We start from the raw sequence: 25,934 nt of genomic DNA on the forward strand, positions 1-25,934 counted from the left end.
ATCGCTCGCATGTTCGATGCCTTCTCCCCCTTCGACCTGTCGCGCGACGGCGTGCGCCTGCACGGCCGCATCGGCGGCAGCGGGGCGCCCCTGCTGCTGCTGCACGGCCATCCGCAGACCCATGCGAACTGGCACCGCGTGGCGCCTCGGCTGGCCGAACAATTCACGGTCGTCCTGCTCGACCTGCGAGGCTACGGCGATTCGGGCCGGCCGCCGGCGGACCCGGCCCATCGCAACTACTGCAAGCGCGAGATGGCGCTCGATGCGCGCCACGCCATGCAGCAGCACGGCTTCGCGCGCTTCGGCGTGCTCGCGCACGACCGCGGCGCGCGGGTCGCGCACCGGCTGGCGGCCGATCATCCCGAAATGGTCGATCGGCTGATGCTGCTCGACATCGCGCCCACGCTCGCGATGTACGAGAACACCTCCGACGCCTTTGCCCGCGCCTATTGGCACTGGTTCTTCCTGATCCAGCCGCCGCCGCTGCCCGAAGCGCTGATCGACAGCGATCCCGTGCGCTACATCCGCAGCGTGATGGGCGGCCGCCATGCAGGCCTGGCGCCTTTCGCCCCCGAGGCTCTGGCCGAGTACGAGCGCTGCGCCGCGATTCCCGGATCGGCGCAAGCCATTTGCGAGGACTATCGCGCCTCGGCCGCGATCGATCTCGACCACGACCGCGCGGACATCGCCGCCGGCCGCAAGCTGGTGCAGCCGCTGCGCGTGCTGTGGGGCGCGCACGGCGCGGTCGGGCGCTCGTTCGACGTGCTCGCGCTATGGCGCGAGCGCGCCGATCGCGTGGCGGGCGGCGCGCTGCCGTGCGGCCACTACATTCCCGAGGAGGCGCCCGCCGAATTGCTGGCCGAGGCACTTTCTTTCTTCAACGTGAACTCCAAGGATTGAGACATGAGCGCCCAACGCATCGCAGTCATCGCCGGCGACGGCATCGGCAAGGAAACCATGCCCGAGGGCCTGCGCGTGCTGGATGCCGCGAGCCGCAAGTTCGGCCTCGACCTGAAGTTCGATCACTTCGATTTCTCGAGCTGGGAGTACTTCGAGAAGCACGGCAAGATGCTGCCCGACAACTGGAAGGAGCAGATCGGCGGCCATGACGCGATCTACTTCGGCGCGGTCGGCTGGCCCGAGAAGATCGCCGACCATGTGTCGCTGTGGGGATCGCTGCTGCTGTTCCGGCGCGAGTTCGACCAGTACATCAACCTGCGGCCGGCCCGCCTGATGCCGGGCATCGTGGCGCCGGTGGTGCGGCGCGACGGCACGCCGCGCGAGGCCGGCGAGATCGACATGTACATCGTGCGCGAGAACACCGAGGGCGAGTACTCGAGCATCGGCGGGCGCATGTACGAAGGCACGGCGCGCGAGATCGTGATCCAGGAGACCGTGATGTCGCGCGTCGGTGTCGACCGGGTGCTCAAGTTCGCCTTCGAGCTGGCCCAGTCGCGGCCGAAAAAGCACCTCACGAGCGCCACCAAGTCGAACGGCATCTCGATCACCATGCCCTACTGGGACGAGCGGGTCGCGGCGATGGCGAAAGGCTATCCGGGCGTGACGCTCGACAAGTTTCATATCGACATCCTGACCGCCCACTTCGTGCAGCGGCCCGACTTCTTCGACGTGGTGGTGGCGAGCAACCTGTTCGGCGACATCCTGTCCGACCTCGGCCCGGCCTGCACCGGCACCATCGGCATCGCGCCGAGCGCCAACCTGAACCCCGAGCGCACCACGCCGTCGCTGTTCGAGCCGGTGCACGGCTCGGCGCCGGACATCGCGGGCCGGGGCATCGCCAACCCGATCGGGCAGATCTGGTGCGGCGCGATGATGCTGGAGTTCCTCGGCCACAAGGCGGCGCACGACGCCATCCTGGCCACGATCGAGAAGGTGCTGGCACCCGGCAGCGGCGCGCCGCGCACCCCGGACATCGGCGGAACCGCGGGCACTGCGGATCTGGGCCAGGCGATTGCGCAGGCTCTTTGAAAAGCGGTTCGCCAAAACGCCACTAAAATCGCGCTCCTCGCTGTGTTTCACGGGGCAGCGTCGTATTGACACCCCGTAGACCTGTGGTTGTAATCCCTGTCGGCAGTGCGCTGCCGGCGCATCAGAACTGCCATCCATTTTTCTGTACCACACCCCGCGGCGACGCCATGGGGCTGGCGCAGCCTCTGATGACCCTGATCAACAATTTTTCTACAAGGGGCCCTTGTGAACAAGACCGAACTGATTGAGCACATCGCAAAGAACGCCGATATTTCCAAAGCCGCTGCCACGCGGGCACTCGAATCCACCATCGGCGCCATTCGTACCACGCTCAAGAAGGGCGGTTCCGTGTCGCTCGTCGGTTTCGGCACTTTTGCGGTCGGCAAGCGCGCCGCCCGGACCGGCCGGAATCCGCGCACCGGCGACGCGATTAAAATCAAGGCCGCCAAGATCCCCAAGTTCCGTCCCGGCAAGGCGCTCAAAGACGCGCTGAACTGAGACATCGTTTAAGGTGGGGTGCTTAGCTCAGTTGGTAGAGCGGCGCCCTTACAAGGCGTAGGTCGGGGGTTCGAGCCCCTCAGCACCCACCACCGAAAATCCAATGAAATCAAGGGCTTAGAGTAAATATAGGCCCTTTTTCTTTGCTCATTTACCGGCCTGAAAGGGAGCCAAAGAGAGCCTCTACCAGCCAAAAAGAGTTGTCTACCAGCCGAAACTAATCCCCGGCAAGCCCTACACTGCCGGCCATTCAATCGAAAGGCGGGGGCCATGGCCGGCAAGAAAAAATTCGCGAACGGGACGGTGCAATACACGTTCAAGAGAGCCGGCCTGCTGGAGAAGCCGATCTACATGACGTTCCCCAACGAGGTAGAGGGCGACGCCTTCGCTCAGCGCGTGGAGCTGCTGCTCGACCGCGGCATCGTGCCGACCGATCTTCAGCAGCCGAGCTCAGCCCGCATCACCACGATCAAGGACCTGGTGCGCGCATACGAGCGCGATGCGCATCCGACGGCGAAGGACCGCGGTCAACTCACTACCATCATCAAGTCCCGGGGCGACACGCACCTGCCCTCGATCAACGCGGGCTGGGTCGATGATTGGATTTCGGAGTTGAAGCGCATCGAGAAGCTCGCACCGGCAACCATTCGCGCGAAAGTCGGCGCCCTGGCCAGGTGCACGGACTGGGGCCTGCGCAAGGGGCACCTCCTGATGCCCGACCATCCGTTGCGCACGTTGCCAGACGGTTACGCTCAGTACACGAAGGCCGATGCTGATCTCGCGGGTGTGAAGCGCGTCGACGTCGAGCGCGATCGGCGCCTCGAGGAGGGCGAGTTCGAGCGGATCCTGGCGGTCATCGATGGCGGCGTGCTGCCGCGCAAGCAGCGGCCGCTCGCGCTCGATGACCCGAAGGCGCTGCGGTGCATGTTCGTGCTGGCCGTCGAGTCGGCGATGCGCATGCGCGAGATGTATACGCTGACACTCGACCAGGTCGACATCAAGAAGCGCACCGTCTTCTTGGACAAAACGAAAAACGGCGACAAGCGCCAGGTCCCGATGTCGTCGACCGCGGTGTCAATCCTCAAGGACTTTCTGGCGGTCCGCCAGGCGGCGGGGGCGAAGGCCGCCGACACTGTCTTTCCGTGGGTGCCGCCCGACTGGAGCGCGAAGGAGCTGGACGCGACGTCGGACTATCTCTCGAAGCTGTACATCGGCATCTTCGAGGTGGCGAAGTGCGAGCAGCTGACTTTCCACGACCTGCGGCACGAGGCGACCAGCCGGCTGTTCGAGAAGACCACGCTCTCCGAGGCGCAGATCATGAAGATCACCGGCCACAAGGCGCACCGCATGATGATGCGGTATGCGAACCTACGCGGCAGCGACCTGGCTGCGCGCCTTTGGTGAACTCACAGCTCGGGGCAAATGTCGCCGAATTTGGACGCCACGTATGCTCGCATGGCGGCGAGAAGAGGAGTCGGTCCGGGCATCCCATCGCGATACGTCACATCGACGCTCGCCTCTGCCGTCTTTCCAGCCGCCCAAGCCCTTGCTGTTCGGGTGCAGCGCGGCCCATTGCTGGCGCTCTTCGTCTAGTTGGTTCGGATCAATGGGCTCGACGAAGACGGTCGTCGGCCACAGCACGATGCGCTCGCGCTCGATGATCGGTCCGCCATCAGCCCATTCGTCTGACGGCATGAAGGCCTCATTGCAATCCGGGTCCCACACCGCACCGCCCTTCAGTGGGTCGATGAACGCTTTCGAGCGACCCTCGGCTTTTGCCACCCATAGGTCCAGCGGCGAGCCGGTGAGTTCGGAGGTCTTCATGCCGGGATTCTGCCCGAGCTGGTCCGCGTCGGGCGCGCCAGGGGGCGGCGCATGCGGCTCGCGGTCTGCCTGACGATTTCGCCTTCGATGTGCGCGAGCACGTCCTTGGTGAGCATCACGTAGGCGCGGCCCACCCGGGCGGCCGGGATCGCGCCGGCGCTGATCAAGTCGAGCACCGTCTTCGGGTGCACCTTCAGGAGGTCTGCGGCGCCTTGGATGTCGACGGTGTGGCTCAAGGTTGCTCTCCCAGGCCCATCTCGCGGGCCTCATTGATGGCGTCGGCGATCGCGCAGTGCAGCGAGGTGTGCTGCGCGGTGACCTCCATTTCGGTGTTGCGGCGCTTGCCCTTGAGCTCGATCTTGTAGCCGGTGATCTTGCGGGGCTCGCGGTAATCCGTCAGCGTCCAGACGCGCAATGCGCCGAGCGTCTCCGCTTCGGCCCAGAGGTCGTCCAGGCTGAGCTGGCGGATCGGTGTGATGTGCATCGTGGTCGGAATCATTTGCGACGGTTCCTCCATGCATCGGCCCATGTGTAGCGCTCGGGCCACCAGTCGCGGAGCGCGCGCACGAAAGCAATAAGGCGGCGCTTCATAAGTTTGCTCGCGCTGCCTTGGCGGCGTCGAAGGGCGCGAACGGATCGGCAACACGGCCGGTGTCCACGTCGATGTCGGCAATCTTCACGCTCACGCGGTCGTTGTCGTACAGGCTGATGCCCTTGGCGAGCATGTGCTGCGGCGTGCCGTGCAAAGCGAAGGCGACGTAGTGCAAGGCTTTCCGGTAAGCATCGATCTCGGACACCGCCGCTGCCTGCGCTGGCCTGGCAAAAGATGCGATGGCGCGCGCCCATCCCCGAATCACTGCGCCATCTTCGACGCCGACGCGGCTCGCCATCGACAGCAGGTAGCCATGCAGGCCGTCTAGCTCTGCCGGCTCGGCTGCTGCCTGCGCTGGTTCGGCTGCGGGTGCGGGGGCAAGGGGGGTGCCATCGGGGGCGCAGCCATGCGCGGCTAGGTACGCGGCACGTTCCTCCGGGGTGCGCTCACGCAGTCGGATGGTAGTCATGCTGCGGCGGCCTCCAACAAGCGAACATCGATGACTCGCCCGCCCGCCTGGTAGACGCGGGTCTTGGCCACTTCGACCGCGCGACTGACTTCACGGGTGCTCAGCTGCTCGAGCTGGAACTGGTGCAGGCGGATGGCCTCCACCACGTCATCGAGCTCTCGGTAGTAAAGGGCGGTCTGGCGCCAGGTGCCGGACGCCAGCGCGCGCTCCCGGATCCCGAAGAGAGCCTGCTCGGCACTCTTCAGATGCTCCCGAAGGCCGCGGACGACGCCCTGGTCTTCGATCGCCAGCGCCACCTCGACAGAGCTAGCCAGCACGCACCACTGCGTCTCGGTCGCAACTCCTTCGCGGAGCGCCTTGAGCGCGCTGCGAATGGGGACCATGAGGCGTCCCATCTCGCCCGCCGTCAGCGTCGTGGCGCGGTTGATCACCACGTCGACCATGTTGATTGCCGGCTGAAAGCGCACGCGGCGTGGAGGTCTGCCGCGGCTCATTGCGCTCCCTTGGGCCAAGGCCATGCTGCGAGGGAGGGGGTCGCCGGCTCGGCCTGTTCCTCGGGCGCCGGCTCCCCGCCTGGCCCAGCATCGAGCTCTTGCAGCGCGGCAGCGATGCTCGCGCTTGCCTCCTCTTTCGTCGTCTTCGCCTTGGGCGCTCGCGCCGCAGGCTTCGATTTTTTTGCGCCTCCCTTCGCACTTCCCTCCGGCTGCGCAGCCAGTTCGTCGCCGGCGGGAGCTTTTTGCTCTCGTTCGGCCCGAATGTCGGCCTGCGCTTGTGCCTTGATGTCGTCCAGCGAGATGCCCAGGAGGCCGCACAGCTCCCCGAGGACCGGTGCCGAGGTGCGCGCGGAGCGTTTGCCATCCGTCCACTGGTAGCCGGGGATGCGATCGCCGTTTGCCAGCATCAGAAGGACGGCGAAGCCGACTTCGTTGTCATCGGTCGCGCGCACGGTCGACGCAATGAGCTCGTCGTCGGCGTTGTCGAGGCCGAGCGCCTGCATCGCGTCGTCCTCACTGCAGCGCTGATCGACGCCAGAGATCTCCATGATCAGCACACGCATGAGGTTCGCCGTCATTGCGCGGATCTCGCCCGCCTTGACACGCGGCGTGATGGCGGCCAGGGCGGTGGCGCGCCAACGCTTCTGGTACTCGGCTTCCAACTGCTGGCGCTCTTGCTCTGCCGCGTAGTCGTCGTCGGCCTTGCGTTCCTTGGCCCGATCCTTCGGCGACTCGGCCGCGTGCCTGACGCGTGCCTTGGCGTTGCTCGCCACCTCGTCAGAAATCACTTCGATGAGCTCGCCCGATTCCGGCGCGACCAGTAGCGCGACCTTCTTCAGTTCCTTGGCGGTCAGCAATTCCCGCAGCGGCTTGCCACCCAGCACGAGGTCCTCCAGGCAGGTGTAGCCCCGCAGATACGACGAGGTCCCGTGGGGCATGACTTCCTTGGCCTCACGCCCTTCGATCACCTCCATGCCCTTGGCCCGTGCCATCGCGACCAGGCTTTCGGAGTGCGCGGCTTCCTTGCCGTGGAAGCACGTCGGATCGATGCACACGTCGGGGCCGTCGACGTCGGTGAACAGATCGGGATTCGCGCCGGTGCGCTTCGGGCAGGCCGGGCAGGCGCCGGCGGCCGGCACCAGGCTGGCGTCGATGATCGAGAACTTCGCGCTCGACAGCTTCAGCATCACGTTCTGCTGCACCCAGGTCTGGAGCGCGCGGTAGCTCAGCCGCGGCGAGCCCTGGTGGTCCTTCTCGGTGGCGGCCTCGAGCGCCTTGACCTGCAGCTTCTCGTCGGGAATCCGGGCGATCAGCAGCGCCTTGCTGCCGTCGATGTCGCCACGGCGCAGGGCCTCGCGCGGGCCGCTGGTCAGGTCGAGCAGCTTGAGCCGGCCGTAGACGTAGGCGCGGCTCTTGCCGATCCGCTCGCCGACCTGTTCCTTCTGCAGGCCGGTCTCCTCGCAGAGCCGCTGGTAGCCCTCGGCCTCCTCGAGCTCGGTGAGGTCGTCGCGCTGCAGGTTCTCGACGATCTGGATCTCCAGCACGTCGGCGTCGCTGAGCGTGCGGATCATCGCCGGGATCGACTTCTGTTGCGCGAGCTTGCTGGCCCGGTACCGGCGCTCGCCGGACACGATCTCGTGCGTCGGGAGCGGGTTGCCGTCGCCGCGGTTGCGGAACGTGTCGGCCAGGCGCGCAGCCGGGAGCGGCCGCACAAGGATGGGCTGATGCACGCCGCTCGCCTTGATGCTCTCGACCAGGTCGGCCATCTTGGCCTCGTTGAAGGTCTTGCGCGGATTGGTCAGGCTGGGCGAGATGAGTGCCAGGTCGAGCACCGCGAACTGGTCGGCCGCAGGTGCTGCGACGTCGTCGGCGATTTCGGTGCCGCTGTCCGCGGCGTATTCCTTGAGGGACATAGTTGCTCCTTTCGGCTCAGAGAGCCGGCATGCTTTCGGTGGGGATGAGGGGACGCAGCCGGGTGGCCATCGTTTCGAAGGCGGTGCGCGCCTTGAGCGCCGCCGCGTGCAACTGCCACAGCGCGAGCGTGGCCTTCGCGAGCTCGAGCTGGGCGGCGCGGGCCGCGATCAGCTCAGGGTCCTCCGGCTCGGGAGCAGGAGGCGTCCAGCCCGGGAGGGCCAGCGCAATCTTTCCGTCGACGACATGGCGTTCGAGCGCGCCCTTCTTGAGGGCGGACTTGAAGCTCGCGGTGATCGTCGCCTGCGGGATCTCGAATCGCCGCGCGATCTCGACGTAGGTGATGCAGCCGCCGTGTTCGTGCAGATGCTCCAGCACCTTTGACGGTGCGCTGAGCGGCTGAGGCTTGTACGGCGTGAGCGATCGCCGGCCAGGCGTCAGCGCGCGCAGCTTGAACTGGTTGCGCCCCGGCCCCAGCTCCACGGCCATGAATCGACGGTCGTTCGTGTCGCCCGGCAGAAAGTCGGCATGGCCGGTCGTTGCGTGGAAGGTCGGTGTCGCCGGCGCCGAAGGCTGTACAGCCGGCGCAGGTGGCACATAGCGCGGCGCCTCGAGCACCTTCTGCGCGCCTGGCGCGCTCTGCCTGCCGTTGAACAGGCTGGGGATCGCCATGGCGTCGTAGGCACCGGGCCTGCTCGACCTGGTCGTCAGCTCGGCGCCGGTGTAGATCTCGCGCGAGAACGGGATTCGCGGCCCCGCCACGCTCGACAAGATGGTGTCGTCGACGATGTCCTTCATCACTGCGGCACCGTGACCTTGACGCCCGCGATGCCGCATTCCAGCGCCGTGAACTCGCCCAGCACGAGCTGCTGCAGGTGGCGCAGGTCGTGGGTGTTTGCGATGACCGCGGCCGGCTTGAAGATGCTGCCGTCCGTCGAGCTGATGTGGCCTCCCTCAGCTGCGCCGTCGCAGCCGGGGCGCGTGACCTGCCAGAGCAGGCCGCCGGCCGCATGCACGGTGTCGGCTTCGTTCTCGAACCGGACGTCAGTCAGTACGAAGCGGGCGGTGCCGTTGCGGTGCATCGTGGCCACGCGCTCGAGGACGATCCGGGTCCAGTAGCGCGGGTCGCGCTTGCGCCGGTACTCGGTTCCCCACCATTGCAAGATCTGGCGCGGCGACCGCGGCGCCGTGAGCCACGCGGGCGAAAGGTGCCCGAGTTGATCGCGGCCGTCCTTGCCGATGGTCATGGCCACGGCAGCGAGGAAGTCCTGGGGCGCCCGGTTCATCGCCAGCGCGGTGATCGCGTGCTGCTTCGTCGACGGGTGCGAGAGATAGACCGGATCGACCTGAAAGCCCTCGGACACTTCCGCGCGCAGGGCGTCGGCGAATGCGAGCTTTCGAAATCCGAGGTGGGTAACGAGAAGGTCGGCAACGGTGTCCTTGCCGGTGCCGGCGAAGCCGGTAAGTCCGATGATGTGCGTCTTCATGTGGCCTGGGTCAGGGGGGAGTTGAGAGCCACGGCCTGGACGTGCGGGAAGGTGATCCGCATGCCGGTCAGGTTCGTGGTGAGGGTGATGTGTGCGCCACGCTTCAAGGTGGCGGCCTTCTGCTCGGCCTGCTTGCGGGTGGCCTCGCTGTAGAGCTGCTCTGCGTGGATCGTTCGCTTGAGGCCGGAGAGCGGGCGCACGTCCATGCACAGCACGGGCAGGGGGTGCTGGTCGTCGCCGACCAGCTTCGTGCGCACCTCGGCGGCATGGATCAGCACGCCGACGATCTCCAGCACCAGGTCGCCGTGCGCGATGGGTGCCGAGTCGGCGGCGAACATGTCCGGCGCGCTGGCCGGTGCAGACGTGTGCACGGCGCTCACTTGAGTGCTCCCATCCAACTGCTGATGGGTTCGGCCTCGCAGGCGTCCTCGACGGCGCGCGCAACCGTGCCGATCGCTACGCAGCCGAAGAGCCAAGTGGCGAGTGCAGCCAGCAAGGCCTTGCCGAAGCGGTGACGAGGGTGAGGGTTGGCCTCGAAGTGCTCGACCTTGGTCGACTGCTGCCAGGGCGTCGACCACATGGCGCGCGTGCGCGCGAGGTCGGCCAGATGCCGTTGCTTCAACATCGCGACGATGTCGGGGGAGAGCTCGTGACGCATCAGCACCACCGCCAGACGGCGCCGGCGACTCGATGGAGCAGCGGACGAGGGGTGGACGTGCGGCGCTCGAGCAGCGCCTCCTGGATGAGCTCTGCGTCGGCATTCAGCGGCGCCGGGCCCGGCGTCCAGCGCGAGCCAATGAGGATCCCGGTGCGGGTTCCGACCAGGCCGTTGGCCGGCGGGCGCACTTCACGGTCGAACAGGTCGGGGCGGAGGATGCTCATACGGCGTCCTTTCGCGGCACCAGCGCCTGGTGGCAGTTGGGGCAATGGCCGTCGGCCGGCTCGATGTCGGCGGGCCACGCCTGCCGGCAGTGCATGCACAGCCAGTCGGTGGCCTGGGTGCGCAGGACGGCCCGCATGCGGTCGGCCTCGGCCTGGGCGGCATCAGCCAGGGCCAGGGCCGCCACCAGGCGCTCGCGGATGCTCACGGACAGCGCCAGGGCGGCGCTTGCCTGGTCGATAGTGGAGGCGCTCACGATGCGCTCCCGGTGGCCTTGGCGATGACGTCGAGCACTCGCTTGTGCACGGCGGAACCGCGCAGGTTGTCGCTGTACTCCAGCAACTCGGTCAAGCGCTCCAGCAGCTCGGCCACCAGCTCGTCGCGGTCGTCGAACGGCGTCAGCTCGTGAGCGGGCACATGCTGATGCCAGATGCTGATCTCTCGGTCGTCGGTACTACGCGCCGGGATGACGATCGGGGCGTCAAGCACGATGTCGGCCTGCAGCACGCGATCGCTGTCGATCGAGAGCCCGCGGACCACACCGGTGACGCGCTGACCCAGATGATCGCGGTGGCGAACGTGCTGGCCGAGGCGCAGCGAGATTTCAAAGCCGGGCCCCGGCGCGTGCTGCGCGGTGCTCATACAAGCCTCCAGTGGTCCGGGGGCATGCCGGTGGGCTTGATCACGCGCTCGTTGCGGACGTGGGGCACGTCGTTGTTGAAGGCCGGGATCTCCTTCACGCCGTCGATCGTGACGTCGACGTTGTTCAGGAAGTCCTTGCGCTGCTGGTCCAGTTCGTGCGGAGCAAGCGGCTGCGGTTTCGCCTCGAGGTAGTGGATGGAGGCGCTCACGAATCGGCCCTCAGCAACTCGTCGGCTTGGTCTTTTGCAACCCGGCACGCGGCACGGATGGCCGTCTCGTAGGCGCCTTGCGGGGCCTCGAGAATGTGGCCGCCGTATGCTGCGTAGATGCCATTGATCACCGCGACTTGGCACTGGCGGTGAAACGCCCGGTCGCTCGGTGTCAGCGGCTTGCGCGGCGGCTTCGGCTTGTGGATGGTCATCACTTCACTCCTGTGTGGTGGGCGAGTGAAGGGGATCATAGCGAATCGCTAGAACTAAACAAGCGATTCGCTAGAAATATTTTCGCGATGGTGGGAAATCACCATCTAGCGGACGAAAAAATGCCCGCGCACGGCGGGCTTTCGGGAAGGCGGCAGTCGCCTACTCAGCCAAACTCTGGGCGGTAGGGGTCCCTGAGCCGCCTGGGCAAGCCGCCAATCGGGGGCACGGCCGGCCAGGTCTCCCGGATCGGGCCTGCCGCGGTGTAGCCAGACGAGCCAGACTCCGCGATCTTGTCGGCGATGGCATTCAGTCCCTTGATGAGCGCGTAGCCGGCGAACTGGAGCCGCTCGGAGTACTCCCCGTTCACGCCGAACGAAGTTCCCTCGTCCGTTTTGATGATGTGGATCATGCCGTGCAGCTCACCCCGCTGTTCCTTGGCCGTCAAGTCCGCCAGCATCGCTGCGGTATTAGAAGTTCTTGCGGCCACCTTGCGCCGCAGTTCGATTACGTTGCCCACTTTGTTCCATCTTCTTGGTGTCCAAGTCAAACAGCTGACTCGGTGGGTCAGTTTCGCCGCGCTGGGAGCCAATTGCTCGAACGCTCAATTCTTCATAGATCCGCTGTGCAATAGTTCCGCTTTCTTGTGGTCTTTGCGCTAGACGAGAGAGCAAAGGTTCTATAGATATCCGAGTCAGCTCATCGGCATTGGAAATAGCCGCTGCCAGCACATTGAGAGCCTGTAGTAGCGAATCAGGTGCTGGGTTTGGTGCTGGTGCCGCTGCGGGTGAAGAAGCGGCCTCCACGTCATCCGCATCGAACCAGCCGCGGCCGAGTTGCAGCGCGTCCTCGATGGCGCGCGCGGCAGTGGGGCCAAGCGCCTTCGCGCTCCTTGTCCCGTCTTTCTTGGGTGGCAGCGGAGTCCGCTTGATCACCTGGTCGAGCGATGCCGCACTTTGGTTGGTTGCCTGCGCGAGGCGAGAGAGACCTCCGTGCCTCTCAACCAAGGTGATGAGTTTCCTGCGTCGGCGATCTGCGATCGTTTCCATGTTCGTGGTTCTAGCAGAGAGCTAGGCGAATATTCCTAGCGAATCGCTTGTGGATCATCTAGCGAATCGCTAAGATGGCGGTTATGGCAAAGCACCTTTCTCCCGAAGACCGCAGGCGGATCGCGTCCGTCACCGGCCTGAACGAGCAGTACCTGTACCAATGTTTGACCGGCAAGCGGGACATGAATCCAGCAGCTGCGCGCAAGGCCGAGGACGCCACCAAGGGGGAGGTGACGCGGCAAATGCTGTGCCAGAAGACCTATGCGGGCATCTGGCCCGAACTTGTCCATGCGCAGGCGTGTGTTTGATATGCAGGTAAGAGACATGACGGAAGCGTCTTCGATGTCGCAAGAAAAAGCACGGAAAGCGTTCACCCGCGTTTTGCAAGCGATGGAAAAGCCCGGGACGGGTGGCGCCGCCGCCGCCGAAATGGGCACCTCCGACACCTCGGTCAGCAGGATCAAAAACGAGCATCTGCAGGGGGCCATGTGCCTTCTCTACGCGCTCGGTTTCAAGATTGTCGAGGACGGGGTGCAGGTTGTCGACGCTGAGACCTACGCCTTCCTTACTCGGTCCCACGCGCGCGTCATGGCGCGCGCTCCCGATCTGATCTGGAAATCCGATTCTGAATTCGGAGCCATTTCATGAGCGCGCCGGCCATTCCGATTCCGCCTGTCACCGACGACGACATTGCAGCAGCCGACTCCATGTTCGGCTTGCTGCCGCCAGAGTCGCCACCCGCCCCAGGGGCAGCGGCGGCATAGCAGATGACAGATGTCCTCCAATTCCCGCCGGTGACAGCACCGGTGTGGGAGAGCATCCCTGAGTCTCTGGCGACCCGCCAGCAGTGGCTCCTGTGGAAGTTCGAATCGAAGGAAGGGCAGAAGAAGCCCGGGAAGATTCCCTACTACGTGGGCGGGGGTCGGCGCACAGGCGGGCAGGGCGACGATCGCGATCGCATGCGGCTGGCGACACTACCCATCGTGCGCAAGGCATTCGATCGCGGCGGCTGGCACGGCATCGGCTTCGCGTTCCTTCCAGGCGATGGTCTGATCGGCATCGACCTGGACGGCCAGCTCGAGGCGGACGGCCAGTGGTCAGAGCGCTGCCGGAACATCGTTGGCGCTTGCGAAAGCTTCACCGAGATCTCGCCCAGCGGCAAGGGCGTGCACATCATCGTCGCCGGCGAGACGACGACGAACAAGAGCAACGACATCGGCCTCGAGGTGTTCTGCGCCCGCCAGTTCTTCACGTTCACGGCCAATCGGTTCCCGAACACGCCGGCCGAGGTGCAGCCGATCACCGAACTGGCATTGCGACGCCTGCACAAGACGATCGACGATGCCAAGGCAGCAGCGCAAGCCGCCAAGCGGCCGGAGCCTTCTCCTTCGGCCGGGCAGACCCCGCCCGCGCAGCCAGCAGCGTCGGGCTCTGACGACTTCAGGCGAGTCAACGATGCCGCCATGGCGTCATTCGCCGCCTGGGTGCCGACGTTGTTCCCCGGCGCGATCGCGCGCGGTGCTGGCTACCGCGTCACATCGAAGGCGCTCAATCGCGACCTGCAGGAAGATCTGTCGATCGCGCCAGAGGGCATCGTCGACTTCGGTGTCGCGGACATGGGCGATTCGAAGCAGGGTGCTCGCACGCCGATCGACCTGGTCATCGAGCACCTGCCCGCGGCCAAGCCGGCCGACGCGCTGAAGTGGCTCGCCCCGCTGGTCGGGGTGGAGCTCAGCAAGCCTGCCCGGCAGAAGAAAAATCGCGACCTTCCGGCTCCCGCTGGGGAGCCGGGGGGCGGGGGTAATGGCGGCGGTCCGCGGCCGGCGTCAGTTGGCGGAAGCGGCGAAGACGACGATGCCCACGACGAGGTGCTTTCCATGCTCGTCAAGGGCAAAGGCGGGCGGCCTGAGGACTGCCGCGAGAACGTCCTCTACTGCATGCTGAACGATCCAGCCCTGCGCGGCCTGATCAAAAAGAACGACTTCAGCCAACTGCTCGAGCGCAGCAAGGATGCCCCGTGGGGCCGCCCTGCAGGCGAGTGGGACGAAGAAGACGACCTGATGCTGGGCGAGTACCTGCTGCGCACGTACCGGCTCGGCATCAAGGGCAAGGGCACCTTGCGCGACGGCGTGCTGATGGCGGCACGGCTGAGCAAGTACAACCCGATCGTCGACTGGATCAAGGCCGAGGAATGGGACGGCGTGCCGCGCATCGAGCACTGGCTGACCGATGTGTTCGAGGTCGAGGATCGGCCTTACACCAGGCTGATCGGCAAGTGCTTCATGATGGGCCTCGTCAAGCGAGCGATCCAGCCGGGCTGCAAGTTCGACTACATGCTCATCCTCAAGGGCGAGCAGGGCCTCTCGAAGTCGGGCGCCTTCCGTGCGCTGGCCTATCCCTACTTCACCGACAACGCGATCCGCATCGGTGACAAGGACAGCCAGATGGCGATGCAGCTCGCCTGGATCGTCGAGTCGGCCGAGCTGGAGTCGCTCAACAAGTCCGAGACCACGCTGATCAAGCAGTTCCTCTCCGCCCAGGAGGACTGGTACCGGCCGCCCTATGGGTCGCAGATGGTCAAGGCCCCTCGGCACTCGGTCAACGTCGGCACCACCAACGCTGACACCTTCCTCAAGGACGCCACTGGCGATCGCCGCTTCTGGCCGCTGGAGGTCAAGGTGGTCCACCTCGAGGTTCTCGCTGCAGCGCGCAGCCAGCTGCTCGCCGAGGCCCTGCACCGCGTCAAGGCCGGCGATCAGTACTGGCCGACCAGGCAGGAGGAGAAGGAGCTGGTTTTCCCCGAGCAGGAGCCGTTCAAGCGCCGCGACGAGTGGGAGAACTACCTCGATGAATACGTCAACGCCGACCACGGGACGCTGTCAACGGACGGCCCCCGCCGGGATCGCGACTTCTTCGGGTCGACCGAACTCTACGACAAGGCCTTGAACATCAAGGCCGATCGGATCGACGGCAACGGGCAGATGGATTCGCGGATCTCGAACGCGATGAAGTCCCTCGGCTTCATCCGCCACCGACAGACCACCGGCAAGCGCCAGCGCGGATATCTGCGCCGGCCTGTTGTCCAGGAGACCAGCGAGGCGCTGCAAGCCCCTCAGGGCGGCCCGCAGGCCGTAGAGGAGGAGGGCCATGACCTCCCGTTCTGAAATCGACGCACGCCTGGCTGGATGCCATGCGGTGGTCTCGCCCCGTGCATGCGTTTGCGCAGCCGGTCCTGACGCCATCGCCGTCCACCCCCGTCCACCCTCTGTCCAGGGGGGGTGGACGGCGCAAGTCGTTGATGCGATTGAAGAAAACCCCATCCGTCCACCCGTCCACCCTAAAGCGGCGTCCGGCCTTCACACGTGCAGGCGCGCAGACAGGCGGGCGCGTGTCTGCGCGCGCGCTCGCGGGCGCAGCTCACCCACACACCTTGGTCGGGGTGGACAGGTGGACGGATCCAGCATCCATGCGGGTTTGCGCCGTCCACCCCCCGTCCAGCCCCTCACTCAACAGGAGCGAAGCACCATGACCGAGCCAGCGAAGAGAGTGGACATGCGCGCCACCATGCCGATGACAGCCGATTGGATCGCCCGCAAGCGCCTCGACTGGGGCCTCGAGCACGTCAACCACTGCCTGCGCCGCGGCACCGTCGACAAGGCGCCCGGGTTCTTCTATGCCATCGAGGGCGGCCAGGTCGTCGGCACACCGTTTCCGGCTGACCATCCGGCTGCGGAGTGGCAGCAGTACGCCGTCGTCAATGGATGTGGGTTCGCAGCCTTCATCGCCGAGCCGATGCAGACATCTGCACAAGGCGCGCAGGCAAAGGGGAACTGAGATGCAGATCACCGTCACCGACAACTTCCCCGACGTCAAGCGTATGCTGGGCGAGCAGCAGGGCCAGATGCCGTTCGCCCTGGCCTTGGCCATCACGCGCACAGCACAGGACGTGCAGAAGGCTGAGCGCGATGAGATGGGCTCGGTCTTCGACCGCCCGACCCGCTACACGCTCAACTCCCTGTTCCTCAAGCGAGCGACCAAGCAGACCCTCGAGGCTCGTGTGTGGCTCAAGGACTACTACGAGCCGAACTTCCTGCTGCCTCAGATCGAGGGCGGTGCGCGCCGGCAAAAGCGCTTCGAGCAGCTGCTCGTGCAGCGTGGAGCGATGGCATCGGGTGAGCGCGCGGTACCGGGCGAGGGCGCCTCGCTGGACACCTACGGCAACATGAGCCGCGGGCAGATCGTCAAGATCCTCAGCCAGGTCAAGGCCTTCAACCTCGCAGGCGCGAACCAGAACGCATCGGGCAGCAAGCGCAGCAAGGCGCGCCGTTCGCGTGAGGAGTACTTCATCAGCACGGGCAAGGGCGCGCACCCGCGCGGCCGTGGCGCATGGAAGGGCGGGCAGCATGCCCAGCACTTGCCTCGTGGCATCTGGGTGCGCACCAGCTTTGGGGCATGGGGCACGGCAGTGAAGCCGGTCCTGTTGTTCGTTTCGCGCGCGACCTACCGGGTGCGCTTCCGCTTCTTCGACGTGGCGAACACCACGGTAGCGCGCGTGCTGCCGGGTCACATCCAGTCAGCCGTGGCCCACGCCCTCAACACGGCGCGGCCGGCGAAGGGTGCCGCATGACCCAGGGGCAGATTCAAGAAAGGGATGGCTCGAGCCGGGGCCCCACCCCCCGGTCTGGGTCCTCCCTGGAGGGGCCAGTCAAGGGTAATTCGAGGCCCGTTGTCGCGCTAGTGCGTGGGCCGGCACTAAGTTAACGGGTAGGTCAACAGTGTCCAAAGTCAACCTCATGTCCCTCGCGGCCTACGCGAAGCACCGCGGCTGCTCGAAGGCCGCGGTCACCAAAGCTGCGCAAGCTGGCCGGATCTCCCTCATCGACGGGCAGATCGACGCGATGATCGCCGACGCCCAGTGGAAGGCGAATACCCGCGCGCGGATGCCAGCTCGCGCGGCGCGCGATGAGGCCGGCGCTCCGGCGGGGGCCGATCTGCTCGGCGCCGGCGGCGACGTGGCGGCGCCTGGCGGCGATGACTACTGGGACTCCCGCGGCCGGCGCGAGGCGGCGGAAGCCGAGCTCGCCGAGCTGAAGGTCGCCGAGCAGCGGCGCGAGCTGATCCGAGTGTCGGCCGTCGAGACCGTGTGGTCGTCGTCGCTCGCCGCTGCCCGTGAACATCTGCTTCAGGTGCGCGCCCGCTTGGCACCGTTGCTCGCGGCTGAAACCGACGTGTTCAAGATCGAGCAGCTGCTCGACGAGGAACACAGCCAGGCGCTGCAGCTGTTGTCCGGCGCAACGGTGCGCAAGCCGGAGGAGTCTGCTTGAGCGCTCGCGATCTCCCCGACGACGTACCCCGCGCCATCGAGATTCTCGATCGGTGCAAGGCGCGGTTCTTTGCACCGCCGCCGCGGATCGACACATCGGAATGGGCCGCCGCCTACCGCTTCATCGCAAAGGGCTCCGAGCGCGGGCAGTGGCGCAACGCGCGCACGCCATACCTGGTCGAGCCGATGGCCGTCGCCAGCGCGTTCTCGCCGTATGAGCGCATCGTGCTGATGTTCGCCACGCAGCTCGGAAAGACCGAGGTGCTCTACAACTCGATCATGCAGCGGATCCACACCGAGCCGCAGGACATGATGATGGTGCAGCCCACGCTGCAGGATGCGCAAGACCACAGCGGCCAGCGATTCCTGCCGACGATCCTGCAGACGCCGATCATGCACGGCCTGGTGGCGGTCCAGCGCAGCCGCGACGAGTCGAGCAGCTGGCGGGCGCGCAGCATTCAAGGTGGCTTTGCGGTGTTCTTCGGCGGCGCGAACAGCGCGAGCTCGCTGGCGTCCAAGCCCCTCGGGTTCGCGGTGGCCGACGAGGTGGACAAGTGGCCGGCCGACGTCGACAACCAGGGCCCGCCGCTCGGCCTGCTCGAGGAGCGCATGAGCAACTTCAGCCGCCGCAAGCTGATCATCGCGAGCACGCCGACGATCAAGGATGCATCGGTCATCGAAGCCGAATACCTCGCAAGCGATCGCCGGAAGTACCACGTGCCGTGTCCGCATTGCGGCGAACGCCAGATCCTCGTGTGGGGCGCTGGTGTTGAGCATGGGCTGCAGTGGCTGAAGACTGCCTCCGGTGCCGCGCGTCCGGAGACCGCCGTCTATGTCTGCCTGCATTGCGGCGCGACCATCGAGGAGCATCACAAGACCGAGATGCTCGCCGGCGGGATCTGGATCCCCGAGGCGCCCGGGGCCGGCCGCGGCAAGCGCGCCGGCTTCTGGCTCAACAAGCTGTACAGCCCGCTCGGCTGGCGCAGCTGGGCCTCGCTGGTGGAGAAGTGGGACGATGCGCAGAAGAAGAAAAAGACCGGCCTGGCCGGCCCGCTGAAGGAGTTCATCAACTCGAGTCTGGCTGAGACCTGGGCGGAGCAGGGTAGCGGCGCCGACAGTGAAGCGCTGCGCCGCCGTTCCGAGGGCTACGACATGGGCAAGGTTCCCCTGCGCGGCCTGATGCTCGCGATGGGTGTCGACACCCAGCCCGACCGCCTCGAGGCGCGCGTATGGGCGTACGGTCGCGGCGAGGAGAGCTGGCTGGTCGATCGCCACATCATCTACGGCGATCCGAACCTCGATGAGAACACCGAAGGCTCACCCTGGACGCGGCTGACCGAGATTCGCCGCACGCCCGTCATGCACGTCAGTGGCGCGCAGTTGCTGATCGAGGCGACGTGCGTCGACAGCGGTGGCCACAACACGCATGCGGTGTACAACTATTGCCGGCACCACGCACACGCGCACGTCATGGCAGTGAAGGGCGCGAGCCAGTACGGCCGTCCGGTGCTCGGCAAGCCAAGCCAACTCGACGTGAACTGGCGCGGCCGTAGCATGCCGCGCGGCATCAAGGTGTGGCAAGTTGGCACGGACACCGCAAAGCATTTGCTCTACGGGCGCATGCGCTTGACGACGGCGGGCCCGGGCTTCGTCCACGTGCCGGCCGCCTTGAAGGAGAGCGACGAATTCGAGCAGATGACCGCGGCCCGGTTGCTGCCAGTCGTGGTGCAAGGCAAGCACTCTCTGCGCTGGATCACACCGCAGGGCCAGCGCGAAGAGGCCGGCGACTGCATGGTCTACGCCTACGCCGCCGCGTGTTACCTGGGAATCCAGTCGTTTCGGGAGCCCAGCTGGGCGGCGCGCGAGCAGCGCATCGCACCACGCGAGCCCGATCTCTTTGGCCAGGCCGCCGCCCACATCGAACCAGAAGCGCCGGCGCCTGGTGCTGCCCATGAATCACCGGCGCAGCCAGCCCCCGCCGAGCTCAAGCCGGCCGACGCGCCGCGCCCCTTCCTCCACCGTCCATCCAAAAGACCCCCCTCCAGATCATGGTGAACACCAAAGACATCGTCCTCGACATCCTCCACCGCGTGAGCTCGGCGATCGAGGCGAGCCCCACGGGCTGGACGCCCGCAGTCGCGCAGGCCGTAGAAAAAGAGATCCGCGCCGACTGGGGCGGAGATCGCGTGTTCATTGCTCGGCGTACGGGGGAGGGGCACAGTTCCCGCAACAGTCGGATCATGCGCGACTACCTCACGGGAGAGCGGCTCTCGCTGCTGTCCCGGCGCTATCAGATCTCGGAGCGCCAGGTGCTTCGGATCATCAAGGCGCCCACCAAGTGACACGCCGAGCCTTACCGATGTCACCTGCGCTGTTGAATAGTCCGATCCAAACCGTCTGAAGGCGCGCCTCGTGGCCATTGAAATCCCGAACACTGAACCCTCCAGCATCGTGGCTGGCGACACTGCCAAGTGGACGCGCACGCTTGCCGACTATCCCGCCGATGACGGATGGTCGCTCGGCTACGAAGCCGTCAATGCGGGAACTCGCTTGGCTTTTCAGGCGACGGCCGATGGTGCGGACCATGCGATCGTGCTGTCCGCCACCACTACCGCGACGTACGCGCCAGGTGCGTATGACTGGCGGGCTCGCGTCACGAAGGGAGCGGAAGTCTTCACTGTCGGCACGGGCCGCCTGCAAGTGCTCGCGGCCTTCGATGCTGCAATTGACGCGCGGTCGCACGCACGCCGCACGCTCGAGGCGATCGAGGCGACTATCGAAGGGCGAGCCAGCAGCTCGACCGGGGAATACGAGGTCGCTGGCCGAAAGTTGAAGTACATCCCAATCGCCGACCTGCTGGTCCTGCGGGACAGGTATCGCCGCGAGGTCGCGTCTGAAGACGCGGCCGCTGGCGTCGGCAAAGGCCTTAGCGGCCGCATCCAAGTGAGGTTCGGTCCTTGAGCAAGTCAAACATCTGGCAGCGCGCCCTTGAGCGACTGCGCGGGGGAAAGCCCGCTGGCGCCAATGTGCGGCGCTTTCAAGCGGCCCGAGTTGACCGGCTGTCGGCCGACTGGCTGGCGACCCAGGTCAGCATCAACGAGGAACTTCGCTCCGACCTGGATCGTTTGCGGTCGCGCGGTCGCGAGCTCACCAACAACAACGACTATGCGCGTAAGTTCCGCGGGATGGTCGAGAACAACATCGTCGGCCCGACCGGCTTCAAGTTCCAGGCCCGCGTCGAGAACTCCCCTGGGAAGCCCGACCAGATGGCCAATGCGGCCATCGAGGATGCGTTCTCGCGGTGGTGCCAGTCTTGCGACGTCACCGGCAAACTGTCGTTCCGAGACTTGTGCGAGGGGCTGGTAGGCGGTCTGCCTGCTGACGGCGAATTCCTCGTGCGCCTGGTGCGTGGCGCGGACGCAAAGAACCCCTTTAACTTTGCGCTGCAGGTGATCGACGTCGACCGCATCGACACCACCTACAACGGCAGCGCGACCGGCTCGGGCAATACCGTCATCATGGGCGTCGAGGTGGACGACTACCGCCGCCCGATCGCGCTGCACCTGTTCGAGTCGCACCCGAACGACGGCGCCCGTACCATGCGCCGGCGCATCCGCATTCCAGCGGAGGATCTCCTGCACGGGTTCAAGGTGGAACGCGCCGAGCAGATGCGCGGCATCCCGTGGATGGCGCCGGGCATGCTGAGCCTGCACCACCTCGGTGGCTTCAAGTTGGCCGCCCTGCTTGCGGCGGAGCACGGCGCCAATCACTTCGGGTTTTTCGAGCAGTCGCTCGACGCCCAGGCTGGGCCTCCGATCGGCCAGACCGACACCACGACCGGCGAGACGATCACGACCTCGCAGCCCGGCATCTACGACACCCTGCCGCCCGGCTACACCTTTACCCCGCACGAGAGCAAGTATCCGAACGAAGTCTTCGGGCCCTTCGTCAAGACGACGTTGCAGCGGATCGCAAGCGGATGGCGCGTCGCCTACCATTCGCTGGCCAACGACCTGGAGAACGTCAATTTCTCCAGCATCCGCAGCGGCACGCTCGAGGAGCGCGATCGGTGGGCGTCAGATCAGCAGTGGTTCACGGACGCATTCCTGGAGCCGATTGCTGCCGAGTGGCTGCGAATGGCGTTGCTTTCCGGCGCAATCACCATGCCCAATGGAAGCGCGCTGCCGGCCGCGAAGGCGTCCAAGTTCTCCGCTCACGAGTGGCAGCCGCGGCGCTGGGATTGGGTCGATCCGAAGAAGGACATGGAGGCGCGAATCCTCCAGGTGCGAGCTGGCCTGATGTCCCCGCAGTCGCTCTCCGCCCAGATGGGGCGCGACTTTGGCGACACGATGGTGCAGATCAAAGCGGCACAGGAGCTGGCTGCAGCTCTTGGCATTGCCTTGCCGGCCTATGACGCCACTCCTGGAGCGTTGCCCCCTGGAGGGTCGGCGGCCGAGACGGTCGATTGAGCGGGGCATAGTGACATTGCGCGCCTTACGAATGTCACCCCTGCACCGTTGCAATAGGCGCATGAGCTCAGCACTCCCCGTCGCACTGCGCAAGCACCTCAACCCGCAGGGTCAACTCGCCAGGTCCTTCGTCCTGGATCGGGCCGCGGTCGATGAAGAGGCGCGGACCGTCACCCTCGCATTCGCGAGCGAGACGCGCGTCGACCGCAGCTGGTTCGTCGAGGTCCTGGACCTCAGTCGCAAGGCGATGCGCATGGAGCGCCTCGCCGCCGGTGCGAACCTTCTTTGCGACCACGACGCACGCGATGTCGTCGGGGTCATCGAATCTGTGGAGATCGGCGCGGACAAAGTAGCCCGCGCCGTGGTGCGCTTCGGTCGAAGCGTTCGAGCAGAGGAAGTCTTCCGGGACGTGGTCGACGGTATCCGTCGCAATGTCTCGGTCGGCTACATCGTGCACGAAGCGGTACTGGAAGGGACGAAGGATGGGCAGGACACCTATCGCGTCACCGACTGGGAGCCCTTCGAGGTTTCGCTGGTCAGCGTTCCTGCTGACGCAGCGGTCGGTGTCGGTCGCAGCCTAGCTGCGGAGCCGGCCCAGTCTCTCTCTCAACCCTCTTCATTGGAGCAACGCGCTATGTCGCAAGAAAATCTCGCCACCCTTGCCGCCGCTGCGGCCATCGCTGCCGCCTCGCCGGCCATCGAAACCCCCGCTCAACGCAACCACGCCGCTGAGATCAGCAAGATCGCGGCCGGCATGCCCGGCGGCGCCGAGCTGGCCATGCGCGCCATCCAGGCCGGCCAGACGGTCGAGCAGTTCCAGGCCGACGCCATCCGCCATCTGTCGAGCAAGCCGCTGCCGACTGCTGACATCGGCATGACGCGCGCCGAGACGCGCCGTTTCAGCGTGGTGCGCGCCATCAACGCGCTCGCCAACCCGACCGACGTCGCTGCCCGCCAGGCCGCTGCGTTCGAGTTCGAATGCTCCGAGGCTGTCGGCAAGCGAATGGGCAAGGCGGCCCGCGGCTTCTTCGTGCCGCACGAAGTGCAGAAGCGCGACCTGACCGTCGGCACCCCCACCGCCGGCGGCAACCTGGTGGCGACGGACCTTCTGGCCGGCGACTTCATCAGCCTGTTGCGCGATGCGATGGTCGTCAACACCCTGGGCGCGCGTTTCATGTCTGGCCTGGTGGGCCAGATCGCCATCCCGAAGCAGACGGGCGCGGCCACCGCCTACTGGGTGGCAGAAAGCGGCTCGCCCACCGAAGGTGCGCAGACCTTCGGCCAAATGACCATGTCGCCGAAGACCGTTGGCGCGTACACCGACATCAGCCGCAAGCTGATGCTGCAGTCCAGCCTGGACGTCGAGAACCTCGTCCAGACGGATCTCGCCACCGTCCTGGGTCTCGCGATCCAACAAGCCGCCATCAGCGGCACCGGCGCATCCAACCAGCCGAGCGGCATCCTGACGCAGGTGACCGCCTCCGTGGTGGGCGGCACCAACGGCCTGGCTCCCACCTGGGCGCACATCATCGAGCTCGAGTCGGACGTGGCCGTGGCGAATGCAGACGTCGGCACGCTGGCGTATCTCACCAACGCCAAGGTGCGCGGCAAGCTGAAGGGCACGGAAAAGTTCGCCGGCTCCAGCGGCGCGCCCGTTTGGGCCGATGGCAACACGCCCCTGAACGGCTACCGCGCCGGCGTCACCAACTCGGTGCCGAGCAACCTGACCAAGGGCACGGCTGTCGGTACCGCCTCGGCGATCATCTTCGGCAACTTTGCCGACCTGGTGGTCGGCCTCTGGGGCGGCCTGGACATCCTGGTGGATCCGTACACCGGCGGCACGGCCGGCACCGTGCGCGTGATCGCGATGCAGGACGTCGATGTGGGTCTGCGCCACGTCGAGAGCTTCGCCACGATGGTCGACGCTCTGACGGCCTGATCGGCTCGTCAGCACCGCACAGAGCCATGCGCCTCGCCGAAGACCTCGACGTGTTCCTGCAGGAGTTCGGCGTCCCCGCGACGCTGGGCATCGTGCAGACGCGCGTGGTCTTCGGGGCCGAGGGCGTCGCGGTGCTTGGGGGTCTCGTGGAATCCACGGGCCCGGAGTGCCTGGCGAAGGCCTCGGATGCCGAAGGCCTCGTCAAAGGCGCGTCGATCACGATCGGCCCTGACGACGAGATGCCGGCAACGGCATACACGCTGGTCGGCCGGATGCCTGACGCTACCGGCCGCATGGTGGTGCTTCAGCTGCGCGAGGGCTGACCGATGGCCCACGTACAGCAACAGATCCTGGACGGGGTCGCCGCCGCCCTGATCGCCGCGAACACCGCCGCTGGCCCGCGGGTCTTCGTCGACCGCATCGACCCGCTGGAGGTTGAAGACCTGCCGGTGCTATTGGTGCAAGAGGCCCCTGAAGGCGAGACAGTGGCACCGGAAACGTTGAGCGGCCTCGAGCAGCGGGCGTTCTCCGTTCTGGTCACCAGCGTCGTCGCTCACGCCACGGACTACGGCCGCCAGGCGCGCGACCTTGGCCTGGAGGTCGAGCACGTCCTCGGCGTTCCGGCATTCGCGATTCCGAAGCCCGGACGGGCTCGCATCTCTTCGTCACGCATGACGCTGAGCGGCGATGGCAAGGAAGCCATGGCTGCTCGCGAGCAGACCTGGCGCTTCACGTATTTCACCCGGCGCGGCGCGCCGGACACCGCTTCTTGAACGGAGATCCTCATGTCTGATATCCAACTCTGGTCCGACGTTGACGTCGACGTGCAGACCGTACTCGGCGCTGCAAAGCCCATCACAGCCATCACCAAGGCGACTTCCGCGGTTGTCTCGGCGCTCGCGCACGGACTGATCGTCGGTGACTTTGGCCTGTTCAAGGTGCAAGGCATGATCGATCTCGACTATGCCGTCGCGAAGGTCACTGCGGTGACCACGGACACCCTCACACTCGGAGGCATCGACTCGACACTATTCGGCACCTTCGTGTCGGGCACCGTCGAGAAGGTCACCTTCGGCGCGAGCGCAGCAACCTTCACGGAAGTGAGCGCGGCCGGCGGCGAATCCGAGCAAGTTCTGATTCAGACGATCCACCGCCGCCGAGGCTACAACATCCCGGGCAACGAGACGCCGCTGGTGTTCACCTTCGGCTCGCTGTGGGTGCCCTCCGATCCCGCATTGATCGCGCTCAAGGCAGCATCGCGCGCTCGCTCGGTTCTGGCGATGCGCTTCACGTTCGCGGATGGCTCCGTCGGTGTGTTCGCTGGCGTGCCTGCCGCGAGCTTGACGCCGAATGGCTCTGCAGGCGCCCCGGTCACCACGCCCGTGGTCGTGAACGTGCGCGGCCTGTTCCAAGACTACGCCGTCTGATCTTCACAGGAGGGTCCGGCGCACGGCAGGTTGTCGAGCAGCTGGCTAAGTGGGCAATGCCCAGCCTGCCTGTGGACCCCACCCACAACTGAAGGTCCGAATTCCCATGGCACTCAACCGCAGCCAGATCTCGCTGCCCGAACTCCCGAAAGAAGTGGTCGCAGTGGAAAGCCTCGGCGGCGAGGTGATCGTGCGCGGCATGCTGCTCAGCGAGCGGCTGGCCAGCGACGGCGTGCACGCGTCTGCACGCAAACCCCAGGAGGGGGAAAGCGAAGGCGACGCTCACGCCCGTGCGGGCGCCGCGATCATTTTTCGAACGCTGCACACCTGTGTCGTCGACGACTCGGGTGGCCGGCTGATGACCGTACAGGAGTGGGATGCATTCGGCACCGCCCACCAGACCGACGCTTTCCGCCTTTTCAACGTCGCAATGCGGCTGTCAGGGCAAGACCTGGGTGACGTCGAAAAAAACTGAGAGACCAGCCGGATAGGCGCTTCGCCTTCGCCCTCGCTGCCCGGCTG

Annotated in this window: 36 protein-coding genes and 1 tRNA gene; 20 read left to right on the forward strand and 17 right to left on the reverse strand. The window is 66.0% G+C overall.

What is annotated here, in order from left to right; translation table 11 throughout:
* The first annotated feature begins 9 nt into the window (after positions 1-9).
* The 5 genes from AC1DYK_RS19450 to AC1DYK_RS19470 all read left to right on the forward strand — a co-directional run bounded on the left by AC1DYK_RS19450 (position 10) and on the right by AC1DYK_RS19470 (position 3,891).
* The gene (locus AC1DYK_RS19450) at positions 10-900 is read left to right on the forward strand and encodes an alpha/beta fold hydrolase (RefSeq protein WP_478167790.1); all 891 of its coding nucleotides are present in this window, start codon (positions 10-12) and stop codon (positions 898-900) included.
* A gap of 3 nt (positions 901-903) precedes the next feature.
* A complete protein-coding gene (locus AC1DYK_RS19455; RefSeq protein ID WP_478167791.1) occupies positions 904-1,989 on the forward strand; it encodes a tartrate dehydrogenase in 1,086 nt (361 codons plus the stop codon).
* 225 nt (positions 1,990-2,214) lie between these two features.
* Positions 2,215-2,487 carry an HU family DNA-binding protein gene (locus AC1DYK_RS19460; protein WP_007830705.1) on the forward strand — a complete coding sequence of 91 codons (273 nt, stop codon included), beginning with the start codon at positions 2,215-2,217 and terminating at the stop codon, positions 2,485-2,487.
* 16 nt (positions 2,488-2,503) lie between these two features.
* Positions 2,504-2,579 (forward strand) — tRNA-Val (locus AC1DYK_RS19465).
* 178 nt (positions 2,580-2,757) lie between these two features.
* On the forward strand, positions 2,758-3,891 hold the full coding sequence (locus AC1DYK_RS19470; RefSeq protein ID WP_478167792.1) for a site-specific integrase: 1,134 nt from the start codon (positions 2,758-2,760) through the stop codon (positions 3,889-3,891).
* Here the strand turns inward: AC1DYK_RS19470 and AC1DYK_RS19475 are convergent.
* The 17 genes from AC1DYK_RS19475 to AC1DYK_RS19555 form a co-directional block, all read right to left on the reverse strand.
* Positions 3,856-4,311: a phage protein NinX family protein gene (locus AC1DYK_RS19475; RefSeq protein WP_478167793.1), complete on the reverse strand. Its 456-nt coding sequence runs from the start codon at positions 4,309-4,311 to the stop codon at positions 3,856-3,858. The genes AC1DYK_RS19470 and AC1DYK_RS19475 overlap by 36 nt on opposite strands.
* Positions 4,308-4,547, reverse strand: coding sequence for a helix-turn-helix domain-containing protein (locus tag AC1DYK_RS19480; protein ID WP_478167794.1), 240 nt, complete (start codon positions 4,545-4,547; stop codon positions 4,308-4,310). Before AC1DYK_RS19480 ends, AC1DYK_RS19475 begins: the two co-directional genes overlap by 4 nt.
* Entirely contained in the window at positions 4,544-4,810 is a 267-nt protein-coding gene (locus tag AC1DYK_RS19485; protein WP_478167795.1) for a hypothetical protein, read from the reverse strand. Before AC1DYK_RS19485 ends, AC1DYK_RS19480 begins: the two co-directional genes overlap by 4 nt.
* An 88-nt stretch (positions 4,811-4,898) precedes the next feature.
* Positions 4,899-5,372, reverse strand: a complete 474-nt coding sequence (locus AC1DYK_RS19490; RefSeq protein ID WP_478167796.1) for a hypothetical protein — start codon at positions 5,370-5,372, stop codon at positions 4,899-4,901.
* Positions 5,369-5,866, reverse strand: coding sequence for a hypothetical protein (locus AC1DYK_RS19495; protein ID WP_478167797.1), 498 nt, complete (start codon positions 5,864-5,866; stop codon positions 5,369-5,371). Before AC1DYK_RS19495 ends, AC1DYK_RS19490 begins: the two co-directional genes overlap by 4 nt.
* The gene (locus tag AC1DYK_RS19500) at positions 5,863-7,779 is read right to left on the reverse strand and encodes a ParB/RepB/Spo0J family partition protein (RefSeq protein ID WP_478167798.1); all 1,917 of its coding nucleotides are present in this window, start codon (positions 7,777-7,779) and stop codon (positions 5,863-5,865) included. Before AC1DYK_RS19500 ends, AC1DYK_RS19495 begins: the two co-directional genes overlap by 4 nt.
* A gap of 16 nt (positions 7,780-7,795) precedes the next feature.
* Positions 7,796-8,575: a hypothetical protein gene (locus AC1DYK_RS19505; protein ID WP_478167799.1), complete on the reverse strand. Its 780-nt coding sequence runs from the start codon at positions 8,573-8,575 to the stop codon at positions 7,796-7,798.
* Positions 8,575-9,264 carry a deoxynucleotide monophosphate kinase family protein gene (locus AC1DYK_RS19510; RefSeq protein ID WP_478167800.1) on the reverse strand — a complete coding sequence of 230 codons (690 nt, stop codon included), beginning with the start codon at positions 9,262-9,264 and terminating at the stop codon, positions 8,575-8,577. Before AC1DYK_RS19510 ends, AC1DYK_RS19505 begins: the two co-directional genes overlap by 1 nt.
* Positions 9,261-9,644, reverse strand: coding sequence for a hypothetical protein (locus AC1DYK_RS19515; protein ID WP_478167801.1), 384 nt, complete (start codon positions 9,642-9,644; stop codon positions 9,261-9,263). Before AC1DYK_RS19515 ends, AC1DYK_RS19510 begins: the two co-directional genes overlap by 4 nt.
* Complete coding sequence (locus AC1DYK_RS19520) at positions 9,641-9,922, reverse strand: hypothetical protein (protein WP_478167802.1); 282 nt, start codon at positions 9,920-9,922, stop codon at positions 9,641-9,643. Before AC1DYK_RS19520 ends, AC1DYK_RS19515 begins: the two co-directional genes overlap by 4 nt.
* A complete protein-coding gene (locus AC1DYK_RS19525) occupies positions 9,922-10,146 on the reverse strand; it encodes a hypothetical protein (protein WP_478167803.1) in 225 nt (74 codons plus the stop codon). Before AC1DYK_RS19525 ends, AC1DYK_RS19520 begins: the two co-directional genes overlap by 1 nt.
* A complete protein-coding gene (locus AC1DYK_RS19530; RefSeq protein WP_478167804.1) occupies positions 10,143-10,400 on the reverse strand; it encodes a hypothetical protein in 258 nt (85 codons plus the stop codon). Before AC1DYK_RS19530 ends, AC1DYK_RS19525 begins: the two co-directional genes overlap by 4 nt.
* A complete protein-coding gene (locus tag AC1DYK_RS19535; RefSeq protein WP_478167805.1) occupies positions 10,397-10,786 on the reverse strand; it encodes a hypothetical protein in 390 nt (129 codons plus the stop codon). The genes AC1DYK_RS19530 and AC1DYK_RS19535 overlap by 4 nt, the downstream gene beginning before the upstream one ends.
* Entirely contained in the window at positions 10,783-10,995 is a 213-nt protein-coding gene (locus AC1DYK_RS19540) for a hypothetical protein (protein WP_478167806.1), read from the reverse strand. The genes AC1DYK_RS19535 and AC1DYK_RS19540 overlap by 4 nt, the downstream gene beginning before the upstream one ends.
* Positions 10,992-11,207, reverse strand: a complete 216-nt coding sequence (locus AC1DYK_RS19545; RefSeq protein ID WP_478167807.1) for a hypothetical protein — start codon at positions 11,205-11,207, stop codon at positions 10,992-10,994. The genes AC1DYK_RS19540 and AC1DYK_RS19545 overlap by 4 nt, the downstream gene beginning before the upstream one ends.
* Positions 11,208-11,371: 164 nt before the next feature.
* Positions 11,372-11,665: a hypothetical protein gene (locus tag AC1DYK_RS19550; RefSeq protein WP_478167808.1), complete on the reverse strand. Its 294-nt coding sequence runs from the start codon at positions 11,663-11,665 to the stop codon at positions 11,372-11,374.
* A 10-nt stretch (positions 11,666-11,675) separates the two neighbouring features.
* On the reverse strand, positions 11,676-12,254 hold the full coding sequence (locus AC1DYK_RS19555) for a hypothetical protein (protein ID WP_478167809.1): 579 nt from the start codon (positions 12,252-12,254) through the stop codon (positions 11,676-11,678).
* Between the two features lie 83 nt (positions 12,255-12,337).
* Between AC1DYK_RS19555 and AC1DYK_RS19560 the strand changes: the two genes are divergently transcribed.
* The 15 genes from AC1DYK_RS19560 (at position 12,338) to AC1DYK_RS19630 (ending at position 25,887) form a co-directional block, all read left to right on the forward strand.
* Positions 12,338-12,562 carry a hypothetical protein gene (locus AC1DYK_RS19560; protein WP_478167810.1) on the forward strand — a complete coding sequence of 75 codons (225 nt, stop codon included), beginning with the start codon at positions 12,338-12,340 and terminating at the stop codon, positions 12,560-12,562.
* A 16-nt stretch (positions 12,563-12,578) separates the two neighbouring features.
* Entirely contained in the window at positions 12,579-12,902 is a 324-nt protein-coding gene (locus tag AC1DYK_RS19565) for a hypothetical protein (protein WP_478167811.1), read from the forward strand.
* Positions 12,903-13,021: 119 nt separating this feature from the next.
* Positions 13,022-15,418, forward strand: coding sequence for a VapE domain-containing protein (locus tag AC1DYK_RS19570; protein WP_478167812.1), 2,397 nt, complete (start codon positions 13,022-13,024; stop codon positions 15,416-15,418).
* 361 nt (positions 15,419-15,779) lie between these two features.
* Positions 15,780-16,088: a hypothetical protein gene (locus AC1DYK_RS19575; protein WP_478167813.1), complete on the forward strand. Its 309-nt coding sequence runs from the start codon at positions 15,780-15,782 to the stop codon at positions 16,086-16,088.
* 1 nt (position 16,089) lies between these two features.
* Positions 16,090-16,881 (forward strand): hypothetical protein, encoded by a 792-nt coding sequence (locus AC1DYK_RS19580; RefSeq protein WP_478167814.1) that lies wholly within the window; start codon positions 16,090-16,092, stop codon positions 16,879-16,881.
* Positions 16,882-17,047: 166 nt separating this feature from the next.
* Complete coding sequence (locus AC1DYK_RS19585) at positions 17,048-17,578, forward strand: hypothetical protein (protein ID WP_478167815.1); 531 nt, start codon at positions 17,048-17,050, stop codon at positions 17,576-17,578.
* A complete protein-coding gene (locus AC1DYK_RS19590; RefSeq protein WP_478167816.1) occupies positions 17,575-19,632 on the forward strand; it encodes a phage terminase large subunit family protein in 2,058 nt (685 codons plus the stop codon). Before AC1DYK_RS19585 ends, AC1DYK_RS19590 begins: the two co-directional genes overlap by 4 nt.
* Positions 19,629-19,919, forward strand: coding sequence for a Mor transcription activator family protein (locus AC1DYK_RS19595; RefSeq protein WP_478167817.1), 291 nt, complete (start codon positions 19,629-19,631; stop codon positions 19,917-19,919). The genes AC1DYK_RS19590 and AC1DYK_RS19595 overlap by 4 nt, the downstream gene beginning before the upstream one ends.
* A gap of 70 nt (positions 19,920-19,989) precedes the next feature.
* The gene (locus AC1DYK_RS19600) at positions 19,990-20,538 is read left to right on the forward strand and encodes a hypothetical protein (RefSeq protein ID WP_478167818.1); all 549 of its coding nucleotides are present in this window, start codon (positions 19,990-19,992) and stop codon (positions 20,536-20,538) included.
* Positions 20,535-22,046, forward strand: a complete 1,512-nt coding sequence (locus tag AC1DYK_RS19605) for a phage portal protein (protein ID WP_478167819.1) — start codon at positions 20,535-20,537, stop codon at positions 22,044-22,046. Before AC1DYK_RS19600 ends, AC1DYK_RS19605 begins: the two co-directional genes overlap by 4 nt.
* Entirely contained in the window at positions 21,988-23,985 is a 1,998-nt protein-coding gene (locus tag AC1DYK_RS19610; RefSeq protein ID WP_478167820.1) for a phage major capsid protein, read from the forward strand. The genes AC1DYK_RS19605 and AC1DYK_RS19610 overlap by 59 nt, the downstream gene beginning before the upstream one ends.
* Before the next feature lie 26 nt (positions 23,986-24,011).
* Positions 24,012-24,308, forward strand: coding sequence for a head-tail joining protein (locus AC1DYK_RS19615; protein ID WP_478167821.1), 297 nt, complete (start codon positions 24,012-24,014; stop codon positions 24,306-24,308).
* 3 nt (positions 24,309-24,311) lie between these two features.
* Complete coding sequence (locus tag AC1DYK_RS19620) at positions 24,312-24,758, forward strand: hypothetical protein (RefSeq protein ID WP_478167822.1); 447 nt, start codon at positions 24,312-24,314, stop codon at positions 24,756-24,758.
* A 12-nt stretch (positions 24,759-24,770) separates the two neighbouring features.
* A complete protein-coding gene (locus AC1DYK_RS19625) occupies positions 24,771-25,412 on the forward strand; it encodes a phage tail tube protein (RefSeq protein ID WP_478167823.1) in 642 nt (213 codons plus the stop codon).
* A 106-nt stretch (positions 25,413-25,518) separates the two neighbouring features.
* Positions 25,519-25,887, forward strand: a complete 369-nt coding sequence (locus tag AC1DYK_RS19630; protein ID WP_478167824.1) for a hypothetical protein — start codon at positions 25,519-25,521, stop codon at positions 25,885-25,887.
* The last annotated feature ends 47 nt before the right edge of the window (positions 25,888-25,934 follow it).

The organism is Variovorax sp. P2_H12, assembly GCF_056403395.1.

Bases quoted from the DNA above. Each gene is read 5' to 3' on its own strand.
- AC1DYK_RS19450 (WP_478167790.1), top strand. From the start codon at position 10: ATGTTCGATGCCTTCTCCCCCTTCGACCTGTCGCGCGACGGCGTGCGC.
- AC1DYK_RS19520 (WP_478167802.1), bottom strand. From the start codon at position 9,922: ATGCGTCACGAGCTCTCCCCCGACATCGTCGCGATGTTGAAGCAACGG.
- AC1DYK_RS19470 (WP_478167792.1), top strand. From the start codon at position 2,758: ATGGCCGGCAAGAAAAAATTCGCGAACGGGACGGTGCAATACACGTTC.
- AC1DYK_RS19500 (WP_478167798.1), bottom strand. From the start codon at position 7,779: ATGTCCCTCAAGGAATACGCCGCGGACAGCGGCACCGAAATCGCCGAC.
- AC1DYK_RS19555 (WP_478167809.1), bottom strand. From the start codon at position 12,254: ATGGAAACGATCGCAGATCGCCGACGCAGGAAACTCATCACCTTGGTT.
- AC1DYK_RS19575 (WP_478167813.1), top strand. From the start codon at position 15,780: ATGACCGAGCCAGCGAAGAGAGTGGACATGCGCGCCACCATGCCGATG.
- AC1DYK_RS19495 (WP_478167797.1), bottom strand. From the start codon at position 5,866: ATGAGCCGCGGCAGACCTCCACGCCGCGTGCGCTTTCAGCCGGCAATC.
- AC1DYK_RS19570 (WP_478167812.1), top strand. From the start codon at position 13,022: ATGACAGATGTCCTCCAATTCCCGCCGGTGACAGCACCGGTGTGGGAG.
- AC1DYK_RS19550 (WP_478167808.1), bottom strand. From the start codon at position 11,665: ATGCTGGCGGACTTGACGGCCAAGGAACAGCGGGGTGAGCTGCACGGC.
- AC1DYK_RS19620 (WP_478167822.1), top strand. From the start codon at position 24,312: ATGGCCCACGTACAGCAACAGATCCTGGACGGGGTCGCCGCCGCCCTG.
- AC1DYK_RS19455 (WP_478167791.1), top strand. From the start codon at position 904: ATGAGCGCCCAACGCATCGCAGTCATCGCCGGCGACGGCATCGGCAAG.
- AC1DYK_RS19630 (WP_478167824.1), top strand. From the start codon at position 25,519: ATGGCACTCAACCGCAGCCAGATCTCGCTGCCCGAACTCCCGAAAGAA.
- AC1DYK_RS19610 (WP_478167820.1), top strand. From the start codon at position 21,988: ATGACGCCACTCCTGGAGCGTTGCCCCCTGGAGGGTCGGCGGCCGAGA.
- AC1DYK_RS19615 (WP_478167821.1), top strand. From the start codon at position 24,012: ATGCGCCTCGCCGAAGACCTCGACGTGTTCCTGCAGGAGTTCGGCGTC.
- AC1DYK_RS19510 (WP_478167800.1), bottom strand. From the start codon at position 9,264: ATGAAGACGCACATCATCGGACTTACCGGCTTCGCCGGCACCGGCAAG.
- AC1DYK_RS19490 (WP_478167796.1), bottom strand. From the start codon at position 5,372: ATGACTACCATCCGACTGCGTGAGCGCACCCCGGAGGAACGTGCCGCG.
- AC1DYK_RS19485 (WP_478167795.1), bottom strand. From the start codon at position 4,810: ATGATTCCGACCACGATGCACATCACACCGATCCGCCAGCTCAGCCTG.
- AC1DYK_RS19565 (WP_478167811.1), top strand. From the start codon at position 12,579: ATGACGGAAGCGTCTTCGATGTCGCAAGAAAAAGCACGGAAAGCGTTC.
- AC1DYK_RS19625 (WP_478167823.1), top strand. From the start codon at position 24,771: ATGTCTGATATCCAACTCTGGTCCGACGTTGACGTCGACGTGCAGACC.
- AC1DYK_RS19505 (WP_478167799.1), bottom strand. From the start codon at position 8,575: ATGAAGGACATCGTCGACGACACCATCTTGTCGAGCGTGGCGGGGCCG.
- AC1DYK_RS19585 (WP_478167815.1), top strand. From the start codon at position 17,048: ATGTCCCTCGCGGCCTACGCGAAGCACCGCGGCTGCTCGAAGGCCGCG.
- AC1DYK_RS19560 (WP_478167810.1), top strand. From the start codon at position 12,338: ATGGCAAAGCACCTTTCTCCCGAAGACCGCAGGCGGATCGCGTCCGTC.
- AC1DYK_RS19545 (WP_478167807.1), bottom strand. From the start codon at position 11,207: ATGACCATCCACAAGCCGAAGCCGCCGCGCAAGCCGCTGACACCGAGC.
- AC1DYK_RS19580 (WP_478167814.1), top strand. From the start codon at position 16,090: ATGCAGATCACCGTCACCGACAACTTCCCCGACGTCAAGCGTATGCTG.
- AC1DYK_RS19535 (WP_478167805.1), bottom strand. From the start codon at position 10,786: ATGAGCACCGCGCAGCACGCGCCGGGGCCCGGCTTTGAAATCTCGCTG.
- AC1DYK_RS19475 (WP_478167793.1), bottom strand. From the start codon at position 4,311: ATGAAGACCTCCGAACTCACCGGCTCGCCGCTGGACCTATGGGTGGCA.
- AC1DYK_RS19525 (WP_478167803.1), bottom strand. From the start codon at position 10,146: ATGAGCATCCTCCGCCCCGACCTGTTCGACCGTGAAGTGCGCCCGCCG.